Genomic DNA, 15718 nt, shown 5'->3' on the forward strand with positions numbered 1-15718 from the left:
GCGGGCAATCCCAGCGCCTCCTCGTCGGCGCTAGATACCAAATCTCAGGAAATGGTGGTTGCTCTTCTCGTCTTTGTTATTCCGGGTCTCGCCCGCGGAGACGGCGGGCCGATACAGTAGCCGCTCGCCGTCTCGACAGGTTCCCCGTGGCCAAGACCTCCGCCAAGTCCCGTACCGCCTACGTCTGCACCGAATGCGGGGCCGACCACAGCAAATGGCAGGGCCAGTGCGCCGACTGTGGGGCGTGGAATTCCCTCAGCGAGATCGTCCTCGAAACCGCCGCCGGCGCACCGCCCGCCGCCCGCCGTTCCGGCTGGGCCGGCAAGGCCGAGGCCCCGAAGATCACCGCCCTGAAGGACGTGCGCCACAGCGAAGAAGCGCGCGTGACCACCGGCATCGGCGAGTTCGACCGCGTGCTGGGCGGTGGCCTGGTGGAGGGCGCCGTGGTGCTGGTGGGCGGTGACCCCGGTATCGGCAAATCCACCCTGTTGCTGCAGGCGCTGGCCCGGATGTCGGCCAGCCTGCCGGCCCTGTACGTCACCGGCGAGGAATCGCTGGCCCAGGTCGCCGGCCGCGCCGTGCGCCTGGACCTGCCGCTGGACAACCTGCAGGCGCTGGCCGAGACCGGTATCGAGACCATCCTGCAGCACGCCTCGGTGGCGCGGCCGAAACTGATCGTCGCCGACTCCGTGCAGACCCTGTGGACCGAATCGCTGACCGCCGCGCCGGGTTCCGTCAGCCAGGTGCGCGAGAGCGCCGCGCGGCTGGTGCGCTATGCCAAGGAGACCGGCACGGCCGTGTTCCTGGTCGGCCACGTGACCAAGGAAGGCGGCATCGCCGGCCCGCGCGTGCTGGAACACATGGTCGATGCGGTGCTGTATTTCGAAGGCGAGAGCGGCAGCCGCTTCCGCGTGCTGCGCGCATTCAAGAACCGCTTCGGCGCGGTGAACGAGCTCGGCGTGTTCGCGATGGGGGAGAAGGGCCTGAAGGAAGTGCCCAACCCGTCGGCGATCTTCCTCTCCGGCAGTGCGCAGCAGCCCGGCAGCTGCGTGATGGTCACCCGTGAGGGCACGCGCCCGCTGCTGGTGGAAGTGCAGGCGCTGGTGGACAGCTCGCCGCTATCCAATCCGCGTCGCGTGGCGGTGGGCCTGGAACAGAATCGCCTGGCGATGTTGCTGGCCGTGCTGCACCGGCACGGCGGCGTGGTGGTGGGCGATCAGGACGTGTTCGTGAATGTCGTCGGCGGCATCCGCGTGCAGGAAACCGCGGCCGACCTGCCAGTGCTGCTGGCGGTGCTGTCCTCGCTGCGCGATCGTCCGCTGGCTGAGAAGACCGTGGCCTTCGGCGAAGTGGGCCTGTCCGGTGAGATTCGCCCCGTACCGAACGGCGAGGAGCGCCTGCGCGAGGCAGCCACGCACGGTTTCAAGCGCGCCATCGTGCCCAAGGGCAACGCGCCGAAGTCGGGCACGTTCAAGGGCCTGGAAGTCGTCGCAGTGGAGCGGCTGTCGCAGGCGCTGGAGGCGGCGGCGGAGTAGGGGAGCAAACGTTGTGGGAGCGACGTAAGTCGCGACAGTAGGACTGAGTCCACCGACACCGTGTCGCGAGTGCCGGCCTCGCGATCGCGACTCACGTCGCTCCCACATTGGAAGCGGGCGGTTACGCGCGCCTCAACACCATTTCATAGACGAACTTGCTGCCGAAGAACGCCAGCAGCAACAGCGCCATCGCGGCGAGGGTCCAGCGGACGGCTTTCACGCCTCGCCAGCCATAGCGCCAGCGGCCGACCAGCAGCGCCCCGAACGCCAGCCATGACAGCACGCTGAGCACCGTCTTGTGGCTGAGCTTCTGGGCCAGGAAGTTCTCCACGAACAGCACGCCGGTCAGCAGCGTGGCGGTCAGCAGGATGAAGCCTACGGTGATCGTGCGGAACAGCAGGTCTTCCAGTTCCGTCAGCGGGGGCAGGGCGCGCAGCCAGAGGTGGAATTCGCGCCGGCGCAGGGCGCGTTCCTGCGCCCACAGCATCACGGCCAGCAGCGCGGCGATGGCCAGCGCCGCGTACGCCAGCAGCGCGAGCCAGGCGTGCAGCTGAAGGCGCCAGTCCAATCCGCTGGAGGCCTGGTGGCCGTAGAAGTGGTAGGCCGCCAGCAGGACGGCCGCCAGCGGGAACGCCACCACGCCCAGTGCGGCCATCCGGCCCTGGATGGCGACCAGCAGCGTCATGGCCGCCATGCCCAGCGCCACCAGCGAGAGCGCGGCGAAGAAATGCATGTCCGGACCGCCGGGCGTACGCCAGGCCACCAGCAGGTGGTAGGCGCCGTGCAGCACCACCGCGCCGAGTGCAGGCCACACCCAAGGCCGCGAGGCCTCGCCGGTGTCGCGGGCCACGGAGCGGACCAGCAGGCCGGCGGCGAGCATATAGAGCGCAACGGCGATGAGAATGACTGTCATCGGGGAAGTGTCGCACAGCGGGCGGCGCCGGCGCAGGGGCGAATGTAAGGCGACACTTGGTTTGCGAAATTCGGACACTTGGTTTGCGAACGCTGGCTTGACCCCAGTTCGACCGTAGAAAGACCCCGGTTTAAAGGATCTTCGCGCCCCGCCTGGATCGGGGCCTCGGGTGCCGCCCCTCGGGGACCGGCCCGCCCGACCTCGCCAGGTGTTCCCAGCCGGTCAGATGCCCCTGGCAGCGCTCCCGGATCTCGGCCTCCCACTGCCTGGCCCAGCCGGCCATGTACCGCCGGCAGGCCTCCTCACTGGCCAGGAACTCGTACCGGGGCGTGCGCCGGGGGGACAGGCAGAGCCGCCACGGGGCGCCGGGGTCGAGGTTGGCCGGGCAGGCGAAGGCGATACGCTCGCCGTCCAGGCACAGACTCGGGCCGTCGATGAACGGCTCGAAGGTGAAACCCGGCGGCAGGGGGTGGTCCATGCCGGCATCCTATCCCCCTCCCGCGCACCGGCTGCGACCGGGTGCTACCAGTTCCGGACAGCCAGCTCGAACCGCTGCTGGCTCTTGGCCTCTGCCGTCCGGCCGATGCTGTAACGGGTCTTCAAACGCTGGATGCGGAACCCTTCAAACGCCGTTCGCATGTCCGGGTGGTCGTTGACCGTGAGCAGCACCTTGCCCCTGGCCTGCCGCATCTGGTCCGCCAGAGCGTGGTACTGGTCCAGGCCGAAGGGCGAGCCGTAACCCTCGGTCTGCCAGTACGGCGGATCGGCGAAGAAGAAGGTGCCCGCCGTGTCGTAACGGCGCATGCAAGCCAGCCAGTCCATGTTCTCGATGACCACCCTGGCCAGGCGAAGGTGAGCCGCGCTGAGGTCTTCCTCCAGGCGAAGCAGGTTGAGTCGGGCAGGGCTGCCGGGATCGACGCCGAACTGTCGGCCAGTGACCTTGGCACCGAAGCAGGTCTTCTGCAGGTAGAAGAAGCGCGCCGCGCGCTGGATGTCCGTCAGGGTATCCGGGTCTGCCTTGAGCAGCCGCTGGAACTCGTCGCGGGCCACCAGCTGCCAGCGGAACTGGCGGACGAACTCGTCCAGATGGTGCTGCACCACGCGGTACAGCGTGACCAGGTCGCGCTGCGCGTCGTTGAGCACCTCCACCCTGGCCGGCTCCGGCCGCAGGAACAGCATGGCGGCCGCACCGGCAAACGGCTCGACGTAGGTCTTGTGCGTGTTGTCAAAGAGCGGGAACAACTGGGCGGCGAGGCGGCTCTTTCCGCCTGGCCAGGGTACTAACGTGTTGGTCTTCAAGGGTTCTCAGCCTGTGCGATGGATGGTGGCCAGACTTGTCCTGCTCTCGCGGGAGCGCAGGGACCTGGGCCAATGCCACGCGGCTGATCGCGTGTGTTGCGGCGGCGGGCTGGCACTTGCCGGTGCCAGCTCGTCGCCCTGCTTCATGTCAGGGCAGGCACCTCCATAGCGACGATGGAGCTTCCGTAGAAGTCGCCCTGAAGGTGCTGAATATCCGCAACGCGCGCCACGCCGTAGATCGCCGTGCGCGACAGCTCCACGGCGTCCACATCGCCTGCAGTTGTGCGCCAGCGCGGGATCACCGCGCATCGCTTGTCCATCGTCAGCGCGAAGCGCAGGCGCTCCCAGTCCATACCGTTGGCCAAGCCGCCTCCACGCGCGGCAGCCAGACCGTCTGGCGTGAAGGAGGCCGTCAGTTGGCGGTACGGCTGACGCGGGTTGGTCGCGAGCTGCGAAGCCAGGCTTCGCTCGCTCTGCGAGGGGTCCACCAAGTTGACCGACCAGTCCGATTCGTGGGCCACCTCGACCGCCGGCATGATGACCAGCTCGCCGATTTGAACTACGGCCTGCGCGGTGGTGATCACCACGCTGATGCTGGCGGTGGCCGCCGAGACGGGCATCACGATCCAGCATGCCACGGTGCCGTCGGCCAGGCGGCGCGTCACGCCGCTGGTGCCGGCCACAGTGACCGTCACGCCTTCCGGGAGGTTCAGACCCAACAGCGCAATAACGCGCACAACGATGGCGCTGGCCAGTGTGACGTTGATCGTCGGATTGCCACTGCTCCTCTGCAGACGACTGGCGCGCGCGGGCTTGCCATCGAACAATGCCGCGCCGTTATCGCTTGTGAGCCATGCTGAGCCGGCCGCCAAAGCAACCAGGTTCACCGCCGGCATGCTGTATCCGATCAACATGGACTCAACCCCACAGAATCAAAGTGATGTCGCCAGTGGCCGGGTTGCGCGTGCGACCGCGCACCAGCACCTTCTTGCCGCCGGCAAGCTCGGCGTATCGCGAATAGGTGATGCGGCCCACCTGGCCTGGCTTCGGCGCGAACGTCGGGTCGCCCTTGAATGTGGCCACCATCGAGAAGCGCGGCACACCGTACATGCCCACGACGCGGTCGATCTCCGTCTGCGCATCCTGGGCACGCCAGAAAGCGGACTGCATCGGCTCTGCGGAGTCCGCATGCTGATAGCGCGCAGGCAGCGCACTGCCTGAGTACGCGACACCGCGCCAGAGCGCCGTCAGCTCGTCGCGTCGTGCCTGCGGCACGTCCACCATGTCCGTGACCAGGTCAGCCGCCGAGAGCGCTTGGGCATTCGGGCGGTAGGACATGCGGCGCGTCAGGTTCGGCGCATAGTCGGGCGTGAAAATCAGGTCGCTGGCCATGTGGCCGCGCTCGACTTCGAACGCAAGTTCGCCGACATAGGTTTCCGGCGCGATGATCCGCGCGAAGCGCAGTGTGCCGTCATCGTCCTGCCACCACCAGGCGCCATAGCTCGGCAGCACGCGGGCCAACGCCTGGCGCACAGACCCAACGTCGCCACCTTCGCGCGTGTAGTACCCGATGCCAGCGTAGCCAGTGGCCGCGTCGATGGCGGCTGCGTCCGCGCTTGACCAGGAGGTCTTGCCGATTCGGCCGAAGGCGGCATGCAGGAACTGCAGCAGCGTCGCAGGCTGCATGGCGGCACCGATGCTCGACACGTCGCAGACTACCGGGCCAACCGGGGGGCTGGTCATGGTCAGCTGCTGCGAGTCGGGCGCCAGTGCGAAAGTGCCGGCCTCCATGAGGTCACCGCGATCCATCACTGCCGACACATGGGCGAGTGGCGAGTCGGACAGGAACATGACCGTGCCGTCGCTGTTGGCCACCAGGCCGGGTACGCTGGCCACCGCCCCGATCACGACGGGCTGCGGTGACCAGGCAAGCGCCGGCACGTTCGGCAGGAACTGGCCTCGGGTGATGGGCAGATCGAGGTCGTCATGTGCGTCAGCCAAGATGATCAGCTTGCTCGCGTCGCCTTGGACCTCGATGCGCTCAATGACGTAGCGCGCCACCGTCGCGGCGGCGGCCACCGTGCCATCGCGCTCGCCCAGCTTGATTGCGACTGGCGTGCCACGCAAATCCTGCATGGCCAGCGCGTCCAGAATGCCGTCAGCGTCGACGGCGCGCGTGGTCGCGCTCCCGCTGCGAACTGGAGGATCGCCCGACCAGGGCCAGAAGCCGATTTCAGCGCCCGTTGTCACGCCTTCCAACAACAGACCCTCATATCGGGCGTGTGCCGGTGCATCGGTGGCGGCGGATAGGTAGTCCCAGTCCGACAGCTTCGCGTTCGCGCTGGCGCCCGCTACCGCTGGCCAGGCAGCAGCAGCTGCAGGTGTCGCTGCCTGCCATTGACCCGCGTTGACGACGCACACCAGGCCGCCGGCTGTCGGCGGTGCGATGGTGGCCGCAAAATGCCAGGTGCCAGGCGCGATGGCCCGCGCATGGACGAGCGTGTTGCCCTTGTAGAACGCAATGGTCGGCGAGCCGCCATCGAGCTGCAGGGCCACGCCGATGATTTCGCCCTTCGCCACGGCGGGCAGGCCACTCGCCACCGACACGCCGTTGACGTAGATCTGGCCGATGTGCAGCGCCCAGGCAACACCGATCAGTCCGACCGGTGCGGCATACGTCGCGCCCGCCAGTACCACACCGATGTCGGCGAAGAGATCAGCGTCGCCCCACAGAGTGAACTCGGCGCCGCGCAGGCCCGTGCTGTAGCCCACATCGCTACGCGCGTTTCGATTGCCGTCAATGCCGTCTGCCGTTGTTACCAGCGACAGCCCGCCATCACGCACGGCCATGCTGGGGCCGATGGGAGCTGCGGCAAAGCGTGCGAATGCGCGGGCCATCAGGCGACAGGCAGCGGCTCGCGGCTCAGCGCGACACGTTCGGCGGCAGCCTTAGCCACGTAGGTCGACGCGACCGGGTCAACGATGGCCTCAAAGACGTGCCAGCGCACGCCATCACGCAGGTCGCGGTGGCGCGTCGCACGCAGAAGGAACTCCGCAGTGTCCAGGCGATCAATGCGGGCCTGCATAACATCGGCATCTGCCGCGTTGTCGAACTGGATCACCTGGCCCTGCGAAAGCAGGTTCAGGACGCGGATGTCTTCGCCTTCGGCCAGTGCCAGAAACTGTTCGTAGCTGATCATGGATGCTCCTATCGCATCAGTTCGGTGAGGGTGCGCTTGCGGTCGCTTGTTTCCAGCGTCTGCAGGCGGCGTTCGTGGCCCTGCACGAGGGGGCCGACCTCGACTGAAACAGACCGGTTGACCTTCTGCTCCAGCTGCTTGATCCGTCGCTTACTGCGATGGAGATCCAGCAGGGCATAGACGACGAGCGCAGCCAGGATGACGACGGTGAGGTTCATGCCTCGGTCTCCTTTGTGTCGGAAGGATCACTGGTCGGAAGCGTGGGTGCCGGTGCCTCGACCGCGACGGGCAGTTCCGGCTTAACCGCCCACCGCGTCTCGGTCTTTTTGCGGAAGGCAAAGCCGGATCGCATTTCGCTCGTCGCCAGCACGCGCAGCAAGTCGGTGGCCTTGGCACGCGCGGTGCCATCGGCGAAACCTTCCTGCCAGCGCCAAGCCTGGCCCGCGCCGCCTTGCGCGGTGGGGTCCCACACCAGGTCGCCGTACTTCTCGCCCTGCCAGTTCGGCCTGCCGTCGAAGCGCGGCATGGTATTGAGCATCTCGGCCGTCACGTCGCCTGTCTGGCGCACCCACGCGTCATCCATCTCGATGGTGTCGCCGATGGTGTCCTGGTGGACGGTGTGCGTGGTGCTGTTGCTGCGGCTGGCATAGCCGAGCGGTGCCTGCTTGAAAGAGCCGTCGGCGTTCATCTCCCATGCCTGCGCGGTCATGTGGAAATGCGCCGCCTTGACGGCCAAATCGATCTCCATCACGACGCGGACGTATACGCCGCTGTCCTGTTCGTGGAAGTCCCGCACTTCGATGTTTTCGGGCAGACCGGTCGGGTAGCCAGGCAGCTGGATCTGGATCAGGTTCATGGGTGCCTCCTACGGCTTGTACTGGGCGTTGTGGGTGGCGATGACGGCCTGTGCCGACTCACCAGCGAGGAACATGCGATTGCCGAGATCGACCTTGACCACCTGGCGGCGGCCAACGAACTGCAGGTCGCACACCAGCTCCTCGGTGAGCTGGCCAGCGCGCTGTACGACGACGCGCTGTCCAAGCATTTCGGTCGTGCGCTTGATGCGGCCGTCAGGCAGATCCATCGGCGTGGAAGCGCTTTGGACGATGCTGGCCAACGACGTGGTCACCAGGCGATAGCAGGCCTCCTCGCCGATGCTGATTGCTCGCACCTGGTGCAACTCGATCTCTGCGCCTGGCGCGCGCACGTCGATGCAGGGCACCAGGTCGCCCACCTGCAGGCCGCGCACCAGGCGGCCATCCGGCAGCACAGTGTCGATGTCGACGCACCAGTCGCCCGGATTGCCTGTGCCCGGGCCGCCACCGGTACCCGTGCCGCTGGTCGGGATCGTGACGTTGCCGATGAACACCGCGCCTTCGCCGGATTGCTGTGCTGTCAAGACGCTCGTTTGCGCGTAGTAGGTGCGCGTGCCGCCGTCGAGGAACGGGTCCAACGTGAAGATGACGTAGGTAACGCCCTGCGTCAGGCCGGTCACCGCATTGGTCACTGTGTTGTAGGTGACCACCTCGCCGCTGATGTCCAGGTTGTGCGCGTTCACTGTCACCTGGCCGCTGCTGTTCGCGCTCAGCGCCGTGACATTTCGCACCGCAGCCACGCCACCCACGATGGAGGCACGCGAGTTGCGGGCGCCAGCCAGGATGATGCGGCTGCCGCGCACGTTCAGGCCGATACGCCGCACGCCGGCATCCATCGCCAGATCCACATTGGCCGTCCGCCCGTAGGTCGTGCCGTCTGTTATGACGTTCTGGTCCAGCGTCGTCTGCCGGCGGATGTTGCACTGGCGGAAGCGCGCGTGCGTTGTGGCCCACGGCATCGCCACGTTGGCTCCGGTGGTGTTGTTCCACTGCACACCGACGATGGGACGCACGTAGGCGGTGCCAGCCGGGATGGTCACCAGGTTCTCGGTCAGCCAGTAGCCGGCATGGTTCAGCGCCTGGCGGCCGCCGTAGCCGATGTCGGCACCGTCCTTGTTGTAAAAGTTCAGGCCGACGTACGTGAAGATGTCGATGCCGGCCGGGCGCGGCGTGCCGATATCAACGACGCCTTCGGACCGCACGATGAACTTCTCGCCAGGCTCCACAGCGAACCGGTCGCCAGTCCGGACGTACACCTGGTTGGAGCCGGGGCTTGCAGTCCCGCCCGCGTCGCCGATGAAGAGCTGCATCTGATTGCCGGATGCAAACGCCTCCAGGCCGACCGACACCGCGCCGGTATAGGCGCCACCGATGCTGTCATTCATCCAGCCATCTGCGACGAACTCGCCCTGGATAGGCAGGTACTGCGCAATCGGATATTGGCCCTTGTTCTGGCCGAAGTTGCCGTTCGGGACGAAGCTCTCGCCGCTGCCGATCGCGCGGGGCTGATCGTCCTGAAATGCGAGGCGGATGTTGTCGAACACCCAGAAGCCTGCGGTGCCACCGGTCACGATGATGTTGGCGTGCGCCCTCACCGCACCATAGGGCACGGTGATCTTGCCGGTAATCGTTCGCCAGTACGCATCGGCTTTCTGGCCCGTCGACGGCGCGGTGGACCAGGAGATGTTCTTCTCGCCAATGAACACGCCATCCTTGTCGTAGAAGACCAGGCCGATGGCACCTTCGCCAGCAGCGATGTTCTGCCACCTGCCGACGCACCCGATGACGGCGATCACCTGGCCAGGACGCACCTGGATGGACTTGGCGTTGACGCACCGCGCATTGGCGACACCCAGAGACGCGCTGAACACCATCAGCTTCGTGCCGCTCAACGCTGCAGCGTTGGTCTCGGTGTAGAAACCGCCGTCCTTGTTCCAGTACAGGTCGGCCTGCTCGAAGCTGGGGTTGAACACCAGCGAGTCGGTGGCCTCCGCGAAGCTATCCGACTGCTTAGACCAGCCCGTGCCGTTCCAGTAGAACGTCTCCTTGTAGCTCGGGCGGAACCACGTGTCGCCGACGATGAAAGGCGTTGCGGTCGGAGCCGCGTCCTGCGCAAACACCCGCATACGCGTGTTTGCCGTCAGCTGGGCGGTGTTGGCTGCACCCTGAGCAGCGGCGGCATCAAGGATCGCCTGCGGCAGCCGGTTGTCCGTCGATTCGATCCAGGAGGAACCGTTGCAGTACCACCAGCGCCCGTCGTCGCTGTCCTGCCAGTAGTCCCCGAGCGCCGCGCCGGCACCGCCGATGGCTGGCGCCGTCGGCTGCCGGTAGATGTTGATCAGGTTGTCAGCGGTTGCTTGGGCGTTCTGTGCGGCGAGCAGCGCTGCGAGAGACAGGCCGTTGGCGGTGCCGCGCGTGTAGGCCGAGGCTTGCACCAAGTTGCCAACCGCTTCCTCGACCATGATGCCGTCGAGGTAGATGGTGTCGCCCAGGGTGGTGGTGTCGAAGTCGATACGGAATTCAATCGCCTGTGAAGTGTACGGCGTCGGGTCCACCAACACGGCTGCACGGCGCCACGTCCCGTCGGCGATGCACGCCCAGCCGGAAGTACCGATGTGCGTGGTCACGCCATCCCACACGAACAGGTCGTGCGTCTTCTGGAAACTCGCGGCGCTGGTCTTGTACCAGAACGAGGCGATGTACTTCTTTCCGGGCGTCCGGGGCACGTTGAGGCTATTGCCCACGTACAGGTAGCCCTCCGTGGTGCCGCCACCGCTGCGCGTCAGCTGCCAGGCGCCGCCCGATCCCACCTTCGTGTTCGCCGCGACCGTCGTACGTGCGACCGTCAGACCGTAGCTGTTCGTCACCGGAAGCGTCGGACTTTCCAGCGTGCTGAGTTGGTCCGGCAGCAGGTTGACGCCGTTGCCACCGACGTAGTTCAGGGGATCGTCTGGCGACTGTGCAGCCCACGCTGTCCAAGCACCGACCAGACCACGCACCTTCGCGCGCACACGCCAGTGCGTCCGGCCGGATTCGTTGCTGTTGTAGGCCAGGTCTCCGCCGCTATAGACGACCTTCGAAACGCCTGGCAAGCCGGCGTTGTCCGGCGCGCGCTCCACCTCATAGATCGCATTGCGCTCGGGCACTGCATTCCATGTCACTCGGACGCCACCCAGCACGGGCGTCACCACGAACATGGCGGGCGCCTCCGGTGGCGGCACCTGGTATGGCTTCGGCATCCAGGTGCCCTGCGGCGAGGTGACCACGGTCACCGCCGGCAGTGGGCCAGCCCCGACCTCCAGGAGCAGCATCTTGCCCATCAGCGCAACATCTCCAGCACGCCCAAATCGTTGCGCGCTCCGCCGCTCAGGCGGTCTCGGATGTCGCGCAGGATGTCATGCGCCGTTGGATCGGAGACCGAGCCGCCACCGTTGTTGCCGTTGCCCGTGGTGGGCGTGGCTGGCGCGTTGCCGCCATTCGGCTTGGTCGGGCCTACCGGGTCGTACAGCAGCGCGAACATCGCCTGGGCGAACGCATCCGGCAGGGCACGCAGTTCGTCGGCCAGATCGCCCATCGTGGTGCCGTCGTCCATGTCCAGCTCGGGCAGCGCGATGCTGCCGATCAGGCCGGTGACCTGGTCGTACAGGCTGTTGTAGTCGGTGCCGCTGGCGTACAAGTTGCGACCCAAGCCCAGGGCGGTATTGGAGAGCGAGGACGCCTTGTCCAGGTCGCCGGCCGCCACAGCCGCCTGCAGCTGCTGCATCGCGTCTTGCAGCTTCTGGGCATCCGTGAGCGGGGAGTACTGGCCCAACGACAGATCGGCCAGCACGTTGTTGCGCTGCTCTTCCATCTGCCGCTGCAGGGTGGCCATGTTCAAGGCACGCAACTGCTCGATCTTGGCCAGGTCCTCGGCGCGTGCACCCGTCAGGCCCAGGGCCTTGGCGTAGTCGTTCGCGGCCGCGATCTGATCGCGGTACGTCAGCTCGATGTTCAACGCCTGGCGCTGGAACTCGTTCAGGCCCGATGTGCGCAGCTGCGTATCCACGTCGGTCATCAGGCTGGAGTAGTTGCCCAGCAGGCCGACGACGCGTTCCATCTCGGCGGCAATGCTGGTGCCGTTCTCGCTGGCCAGCGTCTTGAAATACTCCACCGCGCGGGTGACGTTCTCGATCTCCCAGTCCTGCAGGGCACGGCCCAGCTCCTGGGCGCTGCCCGTCACCAGGACGATGCTGGCCTGCAGGGCAGTGAGGATCTCGCTGGCTGGGTTCTCGTTGTCCAGGAGACGACCGAAGCCCAGGGTGCGGACCGCCGAGGCGGACAGGCTCTCCACCATCTTGGAGATCTCGGCCTCGATCTGCTGCTGCGCCTTCTCCGGATCGGCATCGAGCTTGATCTTGCCGATGTTCACACGCACGTTGGCCAGCTGGCCGCTCACGTCGATGCCCAGCTTCTTGGCCACATCCGTGGCGCCACGCTTCACGGCACGGATCGCGCCCTCGAATGCCTTGTCGACTTCGCTATCCAGCGCGGCGTATTCGGTCCAATACTTCGAGCTGCGGAACCAGCCGCCCTTCTGCTTGATGTCGGCGTAGGCCTGGCCTTCGAAGCCGCCGAAGCCGTAGTTGCCAGTGATGCCCTGCGCGGTGATCTGCGGCTTCTTGCGGCCGAACAGCTTGGCGTGGATCGAGGAGCCGGACAGGATCGAGCTGATCTTGTCGCTGAAACCCAGCGAGCGGAACAGCTTGTCGGCATTGCCGACGGCACCCAGGGTGGCCACCTTGCCGGCCCAGCTCTCGCCGTTGTTGATGTCCCAGCCCTGATCGAACAGCTCTGCGTTCTTCATCATGCCGGCGATGATCCAGCCGATGATCGGGATGGCCGAGGCCATGCCGCTGGCGCCGCCTGCAGCTGCGCCAGATGCGCCGGTGACGCCGGTGGAGGTGTTGGCCATACCTACCAGGCCGCCCCAGGTCGTGCCGGCGCTGGTTGCCGCGCTGGCGGCGCTACCGCCACCACCGAACAGACTGCCGAAAGCGGACAGCCAGCCACCCGCGCCCTGGCCACCGCCATTGCCGCCGCCGAACAGGTTGCCGATGGTGGACAGCCAGTTGCTCTGGCCGCCGCCAGAGAAACCGTTGCCGTTGAACATGCCCATGATGGACTGGAAGATGTTGCCGCCGCCGGACTGGCCCGACATGGACTGCTGGATCTGCGCCTGGATCGGGATCACGATCTTCTGCTGCAGGAACGTCCGCACCAGGTCGCCGACCAGCTGCTTGGCGATGCTCTTGAGCGAGCTGGCCAGCGACTTGAAGTCTTTCAGGCCCGACATGACGAAGTCGGTCAGCGCGTCAGCCGCTGACTCAACGCCGCGCGTCCAGACGTTGGCCCACTCCTCGGCCTGGCGTGCGGACTCTTCGGCCGCCAGCGACCAGTCCGCCATCGCGCGCGCATTTGCGATCAGCTGCGCCTGGCGTTCCTTGTCCTTGGCCAGCCCGGCGTCGCCAGCGGCGATAGCGTCAGCGATGGCCCGCCGCATGTCGGTTTCGTTCTGCAGCTGGCGGCTGTAGCGCTCGCGCGCGATGCCGACCATGCCCAGCAGGCGGATCTCGCCGGACATGGTGTCCAGCAGCGCCTGGGGCGCGTTCTGCTGCTTCACCAGCTCAGCGGTGGTCTTCTTCAACTGCGCTTCGTAGGCCGTTTGAAGGCGCGTTGCATCGGCCTGGGTGATGTTCTTGGCCGCCAGCTCGCGGTTGATTTCCGCGATCCGCTGGGCGTGCTCCACCTCGGCCAGGCGCACAGGGCCCTGCAGCTCGGCCTCCATGCGCTCCACCTCTTCGGTGTAGCGCTGCTGGGCCTTCTGCTGCTGCTCAAGGTCGCGTGCGTGGTCACGGGTGGCTTTGGCTGCCTCGCGCGTTGCGGCGGTACCGGCCTTGCTGGCGGCGTTGGCCTTTTCCTGCTCGGCCGCAGTTTCCTCAAGGACTCTCTTGTAGGCAGCCGCCCTCTCATTGAACTTCCGTCGTTCATCGGGAAGCATTGCGTCCACGCCACCCTTGGCGTTGATCTCCATGCCCTGCTGCACCAGGTACGCTTGATACTGCCCCTGTTGCAAGCGCACCAGGTTGACGATGGCACTGTTGAGGTCGCTATCCATCCCTTGCAGGACCTTGGAGAAATCACTGGACTTCTGCTTGGCCACGTCTATGCCGTTTGCCAGCAAATAGGCAGCCCGCTCGGCATTGCCTTCGGCCGTAGCTACCTGTGCGAGCGTCTCGGTAAGTTCCCGGCCCGTGATCGAACCTTCGCGCTTCCGCTGCGCCAAGTCCGCAAGCGTCTTCTGGCTTTCCTCGCTGACTTCCGTCAGGCCCGCCAACCGCTGCAGTTCATTTAGAGCGGCGGCATCGGCAGCCGCACGTGCTTCCGTCAGCGCACGCAGCTGGCCAGCCTGCTTCTCATAGGCCGCCGTGGCCTCATCGACGCCACGCCGAGCAGTGGCGCTGGTATCGCCGGTCTTTGCCGTCACACGCAGGTAGCTCTCATGCGCCTCGCGCATCCGCTCCTGCGCCGCCACAACGGATTCGCTCAGTTCCTTGAACGCGTCGTCTGCCGCCTTGAGATCTGCGATGCCCTGGAAGGTGGGAGTCTTGGAGAAGTCGGCGTAGGCGTCGCTGGCCATCACCACACGTTCCTGCAGCTCGGCCGCCTCCTGTTTGGCCTGCTCGGCCGCGCGGCCGGCCTGCCAGAATGCACCCGCCAGCAGCACCACGGCCGTGACCGCCAGCATGATGGGATTGGCCTGCACGAACGCCAGCGCCGCAGCCAGGCCACGACTGGCTACGGCCGCCGCTGTCTGCGCAGCGGTCAGACGCACGGTGTTGGCGGTGGTCGTGGTGACGATGCCGCTGTGCGTGAGGTAGCTGGCCGTGGTGACGTTGACGACCGTGGACTGCGCCACCCACGCAGCTTGCGCAGCGCGCAGACCTTTCTGCACCAGGTTGGCTGCGATCACGGTGGCCGCCAGCGTGGCCACGGTGACCAGCACGCCCAGGTTCTGGCTCAGCAGCGCGATGCCGGCGGCGACGGCCGCCGACGCGCCAATGCCCTGATCGGCCTCGCCGACGTATCGCAGCGCTTCGTTCTTGGCTTGCTGCCAGGCGCGACCAATGGTCAGCGGCACCTCGCTGGCCTTCGCGGCCAGCATGGCCGACTGCTCGCCCGTGAATGCGTCCACCAGCACGTCGATGGTGAGCTGGCCTTCCTCGGCCAGCTTCTTCAACGCGCCTCGCGGCACGCCCAGAGAATCTGCCAGAGCCTTCATCAGGGAAGGCGCCGCCTCGGCGATGGCGTTGAACTCTTCGCCGCGTAGCGCGCCGGCACCCAGCGCCTGGCTCAGCTGCAGGATGGCGCTGGACGACTCGGAAACGCTGGCCCGGTCGACCAGCAGACCGGCGGCGACGGTCTCGGTCAGCTTGGCAGCCTTCTCCTGGCCGTATCCGTACTCCTGCAGGGCACGCGTGGCGCGGCCGTACAGCGTCACGGTCGCGTCCAGGTTCTGGAAGTAGCGCTGAGCGATGTTGAACGTGGTCGCCTTGGCGGCAGCGAGATCTCGCTCGCCCGTGGTGACCTGGCGCAGCTTGCCCACGATGTCGGCATAGGCATCGGCGGTGCGACCAGCCATGACCAGCGCCTGGGCAATTGCCGCCGCGCCCAGGAAGCGCTTGAGCATGGTCTCGGCCATGCCCGCGCTGCGGCCGGTGCGCTCGATCTCCTCGTTGACGCCCTTGATGCCCTGCTGGGCCTTCTTGCCTGCCGCCTGGCCCGTGGCCCCGAGCTTGTCCAGCTCGGCATTGGCAACGCGCACGCCAGGCGCAACGCCGCGACCATCGGCGGTCAATC

The 15718-nt window shown here is 66.6% G+C and carries 11 protein-coding genes; 1 reads left to right on the forward strand and 10 read right to left on the reverse strand.

Annotated elements, in window-relative coordinates; translation table 11 throughout:
• Window positions 1-146: 146 nt before the first annotated feature.
• A complete protein-coding gene (gene radA, locus CYU89_RS09785; RefSeq protein ID WP_296280525.1) occupies window positions 147-1535 on the forward strand; it encodes a DNA repair protein RadA in 1389 nt (462 codons plus the stop codon).
• A gap of 121 nt (window positions 1536-1656) precedes the next feature.
• Here the strand turns inward: radA and ccsA are convergent, their stop codons facing one another.
• The 10 genes from ccsA to CYU89_RS09835 all read right to left on the reverse strand — a co-directional run bounded on the left by ccsA (window position 1657) and on the right by CYU89_RS09835 (window position 15716).
• Window positions 1657-2448 (reverse strand): cytochrome c biogenesis protein CcsA, encoded by a 792-nt coding sequence (ccsA, locus tag CYU89_RS09790; protein WP_296280529.1) that lies wholly within the window; start codon window positions 2446-2448, stop codon window positions 1657-1659.
• 130 nt (window positions 2449-2578) lie between these two features.
• Window positions 2579-2926, reverse strand: coding sequence for a hypothetical protein (locus CYU89_RS09795; RefSeq protein ID WP_296280531.1), 348 nt, complete (start codon window positions 2924-2926; stop codon window positions 2579-2581).
• A 44-nt stretch (window positions 2927-2970) separates the two neighbouring features.
• Complete coding sequence (locus CYU89_RS09800; RefSeq protein ID WP_296280533.1) at window positions 2971-3747, reverse strand: DNA adenine methylase; 777 nt, start codon at window positions 3745-3747, stop codon at window positions 2971-2973.
• Between the two features lie 143 nt (window positions 3748-3890).
• Window positions 3891-4661, reverse strand: a complete 771-nt coding sequence (locus CYU89_RS09805; RefSeq protein ID WP_296280534.1) for a hypothetical protein — start codon at window positions 4659-4661, stop codon at window positions 3891-3893.
• Between the two features lie 4 nt (window positions 4662-4665).
• Complete coding sequence (locus CYU89_RS09810; protein ID WP_296280536.1) at window positions 4666-6645, reverse strand: hypothetical protein; 1980 nt, start codon at window positions 6643-6645, stop codon at window positions 4666-4668.
• The gene (locus CYU89_RS09815) at window positions 6645-6947 is read right to left on the reverse strand and encodes a hypothetical protein (RefSeq protein WP_296280537.1); all 303 of its coding nucleotides are present in this window, start codon (window positions 6945-6947) and stop codon (window positions 6645-6647) included. Before CYU89_RS09815 ends, CYU89_RS09810 begins: the two co-directional genes overlap by 1 nt.
• An 8-nt stretch (window positions 6948-6955) precedes the next feature.
• Window positions 6956-7165 (reverse strand): hypothetical protein, encoded by a 210-nt coding sequence (locus CYU89_RS09820; protein WP_296280539.1) that lies wholly within the window; start codon window positions 7163-7165, stop codon window positions 6956-6958.
• Complete coding sequence (locus CYU89_RS09825) at window positions 7162-7803, reverse strand: hypothetical protein (RefSeq protein ID WP_296280542.1); 642 nt, start codon at window positions 7801-7803, stop codon at window positions 7162-7164. Before CYU89_RS09825 ends, CYU89_RS09820 begins: the two co-directional genes overlap by 4 nt.
• Window positions 7804-7812: 9 nt before the next feature.
• The gene (locus CYU89_RS09830) at window positions 7813-11142 is read right to left on the reverse strand and encodes a hypothetical protein (protein ID WP_296280544.1); all 3330 of its coding nucleotides are present in this window, start codon (window positions 11140-11142) and stop codon (window positions 7813-7815) included.
• A complete protein-coding gene (locus CYU89_RS09835; RefSeq protein ID WP_296280546.1) occupies window positions 11142-15716 on the reverse strand; it encodes a tape measure protein in 4575 nt (1524 codons plus the stop codon). Before CYU89_RS09835 ends, CYU89_RS09830 begins: the two co-directional genes overlap by 1 nt.
• Window positions 15717-15718: the final 2 nt, after the last annotated feature.

Origin of the sequence: Pseudoxanthomonas sp. (genome assembly GCF_002863005.1) — a bacterium.
Lineage (GTDB): Bacteria > Pseudomonadota > Gammaproteobacteria > Xanthomonadales > Xanthomonadaceae > Pseudoxanthomonas_A.

Bases quoted from the DNA above. Each gene is read 5' to 3' on its own strand.
- ccsA (WP_296280529.1), bottom strand. From the start codon at position 2,448: ATGACAGTCATTCTCATCGCCGTTGCGCTCTATATGCTCGCCGCCGGC.
- CYU89_RS09795 (WP_296280531.1), bottom strand. From the start codon at position 2,926: ATGGACCACCCCCTGCCGCCGGGTTTCACCTTCGAGCCGTTCATCGAC.
- CYU89_RS09805 (WP_296280534.1), bottom strand. From the start codon at position 4,661: ATGTTGATCGGATACAGCATGCCGGCGGTGAACCTGGTTGCTTTGGCG.
- CYU89_RS09810 (WP_296280536.1), bottom strand. From the start codon at position 6,645: ATGGCCCGCGCATTCGCACGCTTTGCCGCAGCTCCCATCGGCCCCAGC.
- CYU89_RS09815 (WP_296280537.1), bottom strand. From the start codon at position 6,947: ATGATCAGCTACGAACAGTTTCTGGCACTGGCCGAAGGCGAAGACATC.
- CYU89_RS09820 (WP_296280539.1), bottom strand. From the start codon at position 7,165: ATGAACCTCACCGTCGTCATCCTGGCTGCGCTCGTCGTCTATGCCCTG.
- CYU89_RS09825 (WP_296280542.1), bottom strand. From the start codon at position 7,803: ATGAACCTGATCCAGATCCAGCTGCCTGGCTACCCGACCGGTCTGCCC.
- CYU89_RS09830 (WP_296280544.1), bottom strand. From the start codon at position 11,142: ATGGGCAAGATGCTGCTCCTGGAGGTCGGGGCTGGCCCACTGCCGGCG.